Raw genomic sequence first — 9230 nt, 5'->3', positions numbered from 1 at the left:
GCGGTGGCGTGGGTGGTGGTGAGCAGCACGGCGAAGATCGCCGTGAACACGGCGGCCAGCGTGGCGGACCGCCAGCGGGCACGGTTGTGGGAGGACGAACTGCGGGACGGCATGACTGCCTCCAGGCACGTCGCGGGAGATGGGGGGGACAGACGGTGCTCGGGTGTCCGCGGAGGACGGTTCAGCAGCGCTTTGACGCGGTCACGTCATCGAGTGACGCACGTAGACCCCCGCGATGTGAAGGGGGTTCGGGTGACCTCTATGGTCCAGTCCTGTGAAGAAGGGGAGGGCCTGGGAGGATGAGGTGACCCGAGCCGGAACTTTCCTTTCATGAAGGCGAACTGACGAGGGGTTGGTGAGGGGCGAGGGGATGCTGCGCCGTTTGCTGCGGCGTTTGCGGGAGTGCGGTCATGATGCGCGGGGGGCGCCGCGGCATCGCCGCGGCGCCCCCTGGCGGGCAGCTGGACCTACTCGGCCACCGATTCCTCGTAGTCCAGCTCGGCGTCGGTCAGCCCGATGTCGAGCATCGCCGCGTGGATGGTCTCGATCGACTCGCGGTCGGTCGTTCCGCGCCAGACCGGGATGTCCATCCGCGAGGCCAGCTCCGGCGCCAGGTCGCTGATCTCGGGCAGCGCCTCGCGGAACGCCTCGGGGTCGGAGGCGATCGCCTCGGCCGTGGCCGTCACCCCCGCCCGGAAGGCGGCGGCCCTCTCGGGGTCGTCCTCGACCTTCTCGGAGGTCATCAGGTACGTCCCGATCTGGAGCCCCGGCCGGGTCGCGGTGTAGGGGCGGGCGATGTCGCGCAGCCCCTGCGACCTGCCGATCGTCGCGAACGGCTCGATCAGCAGCCCCGCGTCCACGTCGCCGCGCTCGATGGCGGCCGGCATGTCGGGGAAGGGCATCTCCACGAACGAGACGTCGTCGTTGTCCAGGCCCGCCTCGGCCAGCACGGCGTGGATGACCACGTCGTTGATGTTCTGGAGGGTGTTGACCGCGATGCGGCCGCCGTCCAGGTCGGCGGGGTCCGTGACCTGGCTGTTCTCCGGGACCATCAGCGAGGAGAAGTCGTCCTCCGCCTCGGCGGAGGTGGAGGTGCCGGCCGCGATCATCTCGATGGGCATCCGGCGCCCCATCGCGATCAGCGCGGACACGGCGTTGGAGCCGGCCACGTCGATGTCGCCGCTGAGCAGCGCCGGGATGACGCTGGCGCCGCCCGCGGACGGGCTCAGCTCGACGTCGAGGCCCTGCTCCTCGAAGTACCCCTCGCGGATGCCGTAGGCGAGGAACGAGGCGGGCGTGCCCGCCGTCTCGGACACCACCAGGGTGTCGCCGTCCCCGCCGCCGGAGACGTTCGCCCCCGACAGGTCGCCGCCGTAGTCGGTGCAGGCGGCGGAGCCGAGCACCAGCAGCCCGGCCAGGGCGGCGGCCGTTCCCGTCGTGCGGAGCCGGCGCATCACGCGGCCACCGGTCCGCCGTCGAGGGCGGCGAACAGCTCGCCGCGCAGCCTGCCGAACTCCGGGTCCCGCTTGGTCTCCACCTGGTGCCGCTCGCGCGGCAGGTTCACCGTGACCTCGTGCCCCACGTTCGCCGGGGGCCGCAGGACCAGCACCCGGTCGGCGAGGTAGACCGCCTCGTCGATGTCGTGGGTGACGAACAGCACCGTGATGCCGTACCGCTCCCAGACGGTGAGCAGCAGGTCCTCCAGGCCCGAGCGGGTCTGCGCGTCCACCGAGGCGAACGGCTCGTCCATCAGCAGGATCGAGGGCCGGTACGCCAGCGCCCTGGCGATCGCCACGCGCTGCTGCATGCCGCCCGAGAGCTGCCAGGGGTAACGGTCGCCGCGCCCGGCCAGCCCGACGGCGTCCAGCGCCTCGTCGGTCAGCGCCTCGGCCTCGCGCCGCTCGATGCCCTTGTAGCGGAGCGGGAACGCGACGTTGCGCCGCACGGTCATCCAGGGGAGCAGCGAGCGGCTGTAGTCCTGGAAGACGAAGGCCATGTCCTCGGGCGGGCCGGTGACCTCCCTGCCGCGCAGGGTGATGTGGCCCGAGGTGGAGGGGATCAGGCCGGAGAGGCAGCGCAGCATGGTCGTCTTGCCGCACCCGGACGAGCCCAGGATGCAGACGAACTCGCGGTCGGCGACGCTGAAGGTCAGGTCGGCCACGGCGGGGGCGGCGTGCGGGTCGGGGCCGTAGACCTTCCGCAGGTTCGAGACTTCAAGCATCAGACTTCTCCGGAGACGGTGAGGAGGACGGCGGGGTCGTGGGGGTCTTGGGGCCGGTGCGCGCGGCGCGGCCGGTGCGGGCCGTTCGGGCCGTTCGGGACTCGGCGGCATGCCCGCGGGACCCGCGGTGCCAGGCCAGGACCCGGCGCTCCACGCGCAGGAAGAGCCAGTTGAGGACGTAGCCCAGGACGCCGAGCAGGATGATGCCGGTCCACATCTCGGGGATGGCGAACGAGCGCTGCTGCTCCAGGACGAAGTAGCCGAGGCCGTTGCTGCTGGCGACCATCTCGGAGACCACCATGAGGATGATGGCGATGGCCAGGCTGGTGCGCATCCCGGCGAAGATGCGGGGGCTCGCGCCCGGCAGGATGATCCGGGTGACGCGGGCGGAGAGCGGGATCTGGTAGGAGCGCGCCATGTCGAGCTGCTGTGTGTCGACGCCGCGGACGCCGTCGATGGTGTTGAGGAGGATCGGCCAGACCGCGCCCAGCACGATGACGAAGACCTTGGAGCTGTCCCCGGCGCCGAACATCAGCAGCGAGAACGGGATCAGCGCCGGAGCGGGCAGCGCCCTCAGGAACTCGACCACCGGCTCGGCCGCGGTGCGCAACACCCTCGACATCCCCAGCAGCAGCCCCAGGCCGACGCCGATGACGACCGAGAGCGCGTAGCCGCTCAGCATCCTGACCAGGCTCGGCACCAGGTCGCTGCCGACCCGGTCGAAGAGCCACAGCTCGCCGAAGTAGTCGAGGATCTCGCCCAGCGGCGGGAAGTAGAAGCTCTGCGCCCGGTGCGACCACACGCCGTAGCCGACGAGGATGGCGGCGGGCAGGGCGAGTTCGAGCAGGATCCCCAGGGTGCGGCGGCCCGCGCTCCGCCCGTTCCGCCGTTCCGTGCTGGTGCTCGTGGTCACGAGGCCACCTCCAGGCGCTGGGACGGGTGCCACCGCAGCAGGCGGCGTTCGACGGCCTGGAACACGGTGTTGAGGGCCCAGCCGACCAGGCCCGTGACGATGATCAGGGCGTACATGCGGGGGAGGTTCGCGTTGGACTGGGCCACGACGATCGACTGGCCCAGGCCCGGGGCGCCCACGACGAGCTCGGCGGTCACCGCGAGCACCAGCGCGATGGCCGAGGCGATGCGCAGGCCGGTGGCGATGTAGGGGGCGGCGCTCGGCAGCGTGATGCGGAAGAAGCGCGCCCGGGGCGGCAGCCCGTAGCTGCGCGCGGTGTCGTGGATCAGCGGGTCCACGTCCTGCACGCCGTAGATCACCTGGAGGAGGATGGGCCAGAAGGTGACGAAGACGATGAGGAAGACCTTCATCTCCAGGCCGACGCCGTAGACGAGGACGGCCAGCGGGATGAGCGCGACGGAGGGCACGGGGCGGCAGAACTCGATGACCACCCGCGACAGGCGGTACGCCGTCCTGTTCGAGCCGAGCAGGACGCCGATGGGTATCGCCAGCAGGGTGGCGATACCGATGCCGATCGCCCAGCCGCCGAGGGTGCGGCCGATCTCCGTCCACAGCGGGTGGCCGAAGGCCAGCTTGGCCAGCTCCACCCAGGTGTCGGTCATCGGCGGGAACCAGTCCTGCGAGAGGATCTCCAGGCGCGAGCAGAGTTCGAGCACCAGCAGCACGGTGAGCACGCCGGCCACCTTGAGCCCGAGGTCGCGCACCCGCCGGCTGCCGAACGCGCGCCGGAGCCGCCCCTCGGAGACGCCGTCCACCGCCCGAGCCGTCCCCGGCCGGGTGGTTCCGGCCGTTTGAACCCCTTCGAGGCTCATGACACGACAGAGGTAGGTTCGGACCTGCTCATGGCGACTCCTTTGTGCTCGTTCGCGGGTAGCAGGCAAGTTACGGCTTAATTCCGCATACAGCAATACGGGTAGGAGAATTTCCCTCTATAAGAAAAACTGAGGGAAGTGCCATGCGGGTCCGGCGGCGAATGACGGGGCGGCGACGCGCGGGTACCACGTACGGGCGCGTTCCTGGGGAGGGAACGGCCGCGGGCGGCGGCCGGAGCGGCGCGAGCTCGGGAGGCGGCGGTACCGCGATGCCGCGTTGCCGGAGCGGCGCTTCTCGCGGGACGAACCGGGTGAGGGCGGCCCGACGCCGGGGTCAGGTGTTCGCGGCCTGTGCGGGGCCGGGGACGCGGCGGGCCGCGGCCGGGATCAGGTCGGTTCGAGGCCCTGGTTGCGCAGCCAGGTCAGCGGGTCCACGGGCGAGCCGCCGCCGGGCCGGACCTCCAGGTGGAGATGGGGCCCGGTGGAGGTGCCGGAGTTGCCCGAGTAGGCGATGACGGTGCCCGCCTGGACATAGCCGGAGGCGAAGACCGTGCTGTCCAGGTGCGCGTACCAGGTCTCGGTGCCGTCCGGGGCGGTGAGGATCACCATGGTGCCGTAGCTGGAGTGGAACTGCGTCCTGATGTTCCCGTCGGTCACGGCCATCACCGGCGTGCCGTAGGAGACGGGGAAGTCGATGCCGGTGTGGGTGGACATCCAGTTGATGCCGGACTGGCCGTAGTAGGCGCTCAGGCCGTGCTGCTCGACGGGCAGGAAGAACTTCTGCCGGGCCGCCTCCGCCGCGGCGGCCGCGTCGGCGGCGGCCTGCTCCTCGGCCTCCTGCTGCTCCTCCAGGTCGATGCGGCCCTGGGTGCGGCTGGCGCGGTCGGCGTAGTCGTCGACGGCCTCGGTGAGGCCGGTGAGCTGGGTGTCGAACTGCTCGTTCGCCGCGACCTGCTCCACCTCGCCCGGGTCGGGCGCGGCCACCGGCGGCGGCTCCTCCACGGTGTCCGTCTCGGAGACGGTCGCCGCGGCGGCCACCGCGGTCACGCCGAGGACGGCCAGGGAGGGGGCGGCGACGCTGAGGAACGCGGAGCGGCGCCGCGGCGAGGTCCTGCGCCGCCGCCGGCCGTCGGAGCGCTTCGGGGCGGCCGCCCCGGGCTCCTCGTCCGCTTCCTCGTCGGCCGCGTCCTCCGCTTCGCGGGCGGCCCGCGCGTCGTACTCCGGCTCCGCCTGGTGGTCGGCGTCCGTCTGGTGCTCCGGCTCGGCCTGGTGGTCGGCGTCTGCCTGGTACCCCGGCTCGGCCTGGTAGTGGGGCTCGGCCCGGTACCCGGACCCCGCCTGGTGCTCCGGTTTGGCCTGGTAGTCCGCCTCGGCCCGGTGGTCGGCGTCTGCCTGGTACCCCGGCTCGGCCTGATAGTGGGGCTCGGCCCGGTACCCGGGCTCCGCCTGGTACTCCGGTTTCGCCTGGTGGTCGGCGTCCGCCTGGCGCCCAGGCTCCGCCTGATAGTGGGGCTCGGCTTGGTACCCCGGCTCCGCCTGGTACTGGGGCACGGCCTGGTAGTCCGCCTCGGCCCGGAACTCCGGTTCGGCCTGGTAGTCGGCGTCTACCCGGTACTCCGGTTCGGCTCGGTACTGCGGCTCGGCCTGGTACCCAGGCTCCGCCTGATAGCCGACGTCGGCCTGGGACTCCGGTTCGGCCTGGTAGTCGGCGTCTACCCGATACTCCGGCTCCGCCTGATAGCCGACGTCGGCCCGGTACCCCGCCTCGGCCTGGTACTCCGGCTCATGCTGCGCGCCCTGCGCGCCTTGCGTGGGGAGTCCCCCGGAGAGGGCCGCCTCGGGCTGGAATCCGGAGAACCCGGTGCCATAGCCCTGCGCGTACGCCTCGCCGCCGTACCCGTCCGCGTAACCCGCGGCGCCGCCCGCCCCGCCGAATCCGGCCTCCGCGTAGCCGTAGCCGTGCGCGGGGGTCTCGTGGAAATCCGTGGGGGCGTAGCCCGCGGCGCCGCTGGGGTCCCATCCGCCGGTCGCGCCGTACCCGGCCTGGCCGTACCACTCGCCGCCGACCTGCTGTGCCTGCGCGGCGGCCCACGCCTGCGCGTCGTACGACTCGTAGGAGCCGTAGGGATCGAGTGCCTCGTATCCGGTGTAGGAGTCGAAGCCGGAGACGTCCGAGGATCCGGAGACTTCCGACAGCAGACGATCGCTCACCGATTACGCCTTTCGGCTCGACGACAGGAGCTGGTTGTGGGGCCAGGCGGCTGCGGTTCGGCGGTGACTGTACCCGGCGGTATGCGGCGGCGACAATCTTTCGCGGCTTGTTCGCGGGTTTCGAGGCACCTGAAACGGGCAATAGGCCGCCTTTCGACGGGTGTTGCCATCGTTGCGGCACGATGTGTTCGATAATAGTTCGAATTCCTTGAGCCCCTCCCCTCCCGTGCTTTCCGGCTCGGCCGCCGTGGCCGCGGGGTAGCGTGCGGGATCGTGGGGTCAACGGTCGTTAACGGCGTTTGGGAGGCTGGGATGGGTGTATCGGGTCCGATTCGCGTGGTGGTGGCCAAGCCGGGGCTCGACGGCCATGACCGGGGGGCGAAGGTGATCGCCCGCGCGCTGCGCGACGCGGGCATGGAGGTCATCTACACGGGGCTGCACCAGACCCCGGAGCAGATCGTGGACACCGCGATCCAGGAGGACGCCGACGCCATCGGCCTCTCCATTCTCTCGGGCGCGCACACCACGCTCTTCGCCCGCGTCATCGAGCTGCTGAAGGAGCGGGACGCCTCCGACATCACCGTCTTCGGCGGCGGCATCATCCCGGAGGCCGACATCCCGCCGCTCAAGAAGGCGGGCGTCGCCGCGATCTTCACGCCGGGTGCCTCCACGGGCGAGGTGGTCGACTGGGTCCGCCGCTCGCTCTCCGGGCGGCGGGAGCCTGAGGACCCCACTGTGACGGGACTCACCACGGAGGTGTGACCCAGTAATTTCTAAGGCCACGGGACGCCCGGATACGCTCGTCTCCGGACATGCCGCGTGCTTTCGGCGATTGCCTGGCAACGCGGCCACGCGGCACGCCCACGCTGCTAACGAACCGCGAGAACACGATTGAGGGACGGACGCGTGGACCTGTTCGAGTATCAGGCGAGGGACCTCTTCGCCAAGCACGGCGTACCGGTGCTGGCCGGCGAAGTCATCGACACACCGGAGGCGGCGCGCGAGGTGACCGAGCGGCTCGGCGGTCGGGCGGTCGTCAAGGCGCAGGTCAAGACCGGTGGCCGCGGCAAGGCGGGCGGCGTCAAGCTCGCCTCCGACCCCGAGGACGCCGTCGCCAAGGCCGGCGCCATTCTGGGGATGGACATCAAGGGCCACACGGTGCGCCGCGTGATGCTGGCCGAGACGGCGGACATCGCGGAGGAGTACTACGTCTCCTTCCTCCTGGACCGCACCAACCGCACGTTCCTCGCGATGGCCTCCGTCGAGGGCGGCGTGGAGATCGAGGAGGTCGCGGTCAGCAACCCGGAGGCGCTGGCCAAGATCCCGGTGGACGCCATCGAGGGCGTGACCGAGGAGAAGGCCAGGGAGATCACCGAGGCGGCCCGCTTCCCCGCCGAGGTCGCCGACCAGGTGGTCGAGGTCCTCCAGAAGCTGTGGAAGGTCTTCATCGCCGAGGACGCGCTGCTGGTGGAGGTCAACCCGCTGGTCAAGACCGCCGAGGGCCGTGTCATCGCGCTGGACGGCAAGGTGTCCCTGGACGCCAACGCCGAGTTCCGCCAGCCGGACCACGCGGCCCTGGAGGACAAGGCCGCCGCCAACCCGCTGGAGGCCGCGGCCAAGGAGCGCGGGCTCAACTACGTCAAGCTCGACGGCGGAACCGTCGGCATCATCGGCAACGGCGCGGGCCTCGTGATGAGCACCCTCGACGTCGTCGCCTACGCGGGCGAGAAGCACGGCGGCGTGAAGCCGGCCAACTTCCTGGACATCGGCGGCGGCGCGTCGGCCGAGGTGATGGCGAACGGCCTGGAGATCATCCTGGGCGACCCGGAGGTCAGGTCCGTCTTCGTCAACGTCTTCGGCGGCATCACCGCGTGCGACGCGGTGGCGAACGGCATCGTCCAGGCCCTGGCGCTGCTGAAGACCAAGGGCGAGGACGTCAACAAGCCCCTCGTCGTCCGGCTCGACGGCAACAACGCCGAGCTGGGCCGCAGCATCCTGACCGACGCGGACCACCCGCTCGTCGAGCAGGTGGACACCATGGACGGAGCGGCCGACCGCGCCGCCGAGCTGGCCGCGAAGTAAGCCGCGAACCGAAGGACAACGAAACAGCCATGGCTATCTTCCTCACCAAGGAGAGCAAGGTCATCGTCCAGGGGATGACCGGCTCAGAAGGACAGAAGCACACCCGGCGCATGCTGGCGTCGGGCACCAACATCGTCGGCGGCGTCAACCCCCGCAAGGCGGGTCAGTCCGTCGACTTCGACGGCACCGAGATCCCGGTCTTCGGCTCCGTCGGTGACGCGGTCGAGGCCACGGGCGCCGATGTGACGGTGATCTTCGTGCCGGAGAAGTTCACGAAGTCCGCGGTCGTCGAGGCGATCGACGCGGAGATCCCGCTGGCCGTCGTGATCACCGAGGGCATCGCGGTGCACGACACCGCCTCGTTCTGGGCGCACGCGCAGAACAAGGGCAACAAGACCCGCCTCATCGGGCCCAACTGTCCGGGCCTGATCACCCCCGGCCAGTCCAACGCGGGCATCATCCCGGCCGACATCACCAAGCCGGGCCGCATCGGCCTGGTCTCCAAGTCCGGCACGCTGACCTACCAGATGATGTACGAGCTGCGGGACATCGGCTTCAGCACGTGCGTCGGCATCGGCGGCGACCCGGTCATCGGGACCACGCACATCGACGCGCTGGCCGCGTTCGAGGCGGACCAGGACACCGACCTGATCGTGATGATCGGTGAGATCGGCGGCGACGCGGAGGAGCGCGCCGCCGCCTTCATCAAGGAGAACGTCACCAAGCCGGTCGTCGGCTACGTGGCGGGCTTCACGGCGCCCGAGGGCAAGACGATGGGCCACGCCGGCGCGATCGTCTCCGGCTCCTCCGGCACCGCGCAGGCCAAGAAGGAGGCGCTGGAGGCCGCCGGCGTCAAGGTCGGCAAGACGCCGTCCGAGACGGCCCGCCTGGCCCGCGAGGCCCTGGCCGCCTCCTGACCCCTCCCCTCCCC

The 9230-nt window shown here is 70.9% G+C and carries 8 protein-coding genes; 3 read left to right on the top strand and 5 right to left on the bottom strand.

Features of this window, described 5'->3' with window-relative positions; all coding sequences use genetic code 11:
- Positions 1-467: 467 nt before the first annotated feature.
- The 5 genes from ADY01_RS27700 to ADY01_RS41390 form a co-directional block, all read right to left on the bottom strand.
- Complete coding sequence (locus ADY01_RS27700) at positions 468-1454, bottom strand: ABC transporter substrate-binding protein (protein ID WP_049578981.1); 987 nt, start codon at positions 1452-1454, stop codon at positions 468-470.
- Positions 1454-2221: an ABC transporter ATP-binding protein gene (locus ADY01_RS27695; RefSeq protein ID WP_049578979.1), complete on the bottom strand. Its 768-nt coding sequence runs from the start codon at positions 2219-2221 to the stop codon at positions 1454-1456. The genes ADY01_RS27700 and ADY01_RS27695 overlap by 1 nt, the downstream gene beginning before the upstream one ends.
- On the bottom strand, positions 2214-3134 hold the full coding sequence (locus ADY01_RS27690; RefSeq protein WP_063784379.1) for an ABC transporter permease: 921 nt from the start codon (positions 3132-3134) through the stop codon (positions 2214-2216). The genes ADY01_RS27695 and ADY01_RS27690 overlap by 8 nt, the downstream gene beginning before the upstream one ends.
- On the bottom strand, positions 3131-4006 hold the full coding sequence (locus ADY01_RS27685; RefSeq protein WP_078900665.1) for an ABC transporter permease: 876 nt from the start codon (positions 4004-4006) through the stop codon (positions 3131-3133). Before ADY01_RS27685 ends, ADY01_RS27690 begins: the two co-directional genes overlap by 4 nt.
- Positions 4007-4393: 387 nt before the next feature.
- Positions 4394-6217, bottom strand: a complete 1824-nt coding sequence (locus tag ADY01_RS41390) for a peptidoglycan DD-metalloendopeptidase family protein (protein ID WP_053171277.1) — start codon at positions 6215-6217, stop codon at positions 4394-4396.
- 312 nt (positions 6218-6529) lie between these two features.
- Here ADY01_RS41390 and ADY01_RS27675 point away from each other — a divergent pair, with 312 nt between their 5' ends.
- From ADY01_RS27675 to sucD, 3 genes are all read left to right on the top strand, one after another.
- Positions 6530-6979, top strand: a complete 450-nt coding sequence (locus tag ADY01_RS27675; RefSeq protein WP_049578976.1) for a cobalamin B12-binding domain-containing protein — start codon at positions 6530-6532, stop codon at positions 6977-6979.
- 129 nt (positions 6980-7108) lie between these two features.
- On the top strand, positions 7109-8299 hold the full coding sequence (sucC, locus tag ADY01_RS27670; RefSeq protein WP_267888485.1) for an ADP-forming succinate--CoA ligase subunit beta: 1191 nt from the start codon (positions 7109-7111) through the stop codon (positions 8297-8299).
- 29 nt (positions 8300-8328) lie between these two features.
- Positions 8329-9216, top strand: coding sequence for a succinate--CoA ligase subunit alpha (gene sucD, locus ADY01_RS27665; protein WP_049578973.1), 888 nt, complete (start codon positions 8329-8331; stop codon positions 9214-9216).
- The last annotated feature ends 14 nt before the right edge of the window (positions 9217-9230 follow it).

The organism is Streptomyces sp. SBT349, assembly GCF_001083795.1.
Lineage (GTDB): Bacteria > Actinomycetota > Actinomycetes > Streptomycetales > Streptomycetaceae > Streptomyces.
Note: the sequence above shows the minus strand (reverse complement) of the source record. Positions and strands in the feature narration are given on the sequence as shown.

Bases quoted from the DNA above. Each gene is read 5' to 3' on its own strand.
- ADY01_RS27700 (WP_049578981.1), bottom strand. From the start codon at position 1,454: ATGCGCCGGCTCCGCACGACGGGAACGGCCGCCGCCCTGGCCGGGCTG.
- ADY01_RS27695 (WP_049578979.1), bottom strand. From the start codon at position 2,221: ATGCTTGAAGTCTCGAACCTGCGGAAGGTCTACGGCCCCGACCCGCAC.
- ADY01_RS27685 (WP_078900665.1), bottom strand. From the start codon at position 4,006: ATGAGCCTCGAAGGGGTTCAAACGGCCGGAACCACCCGGCCGGGGACG.
- ADY01_RS27675 (WP_049578976.1), top strand. From the start codon at position 6,530: ATGGGTGTATCGGGTCCGATTCGCGTGGTGGTGGCCAAGCCGGGGCTC.
- sucD (WP_049578973.1), top strand. From the start codon at position 8,329: ATGGCTATCTTCCTCACCAAGGAGAGCAAGGTCATCGTCCAGGGGATG.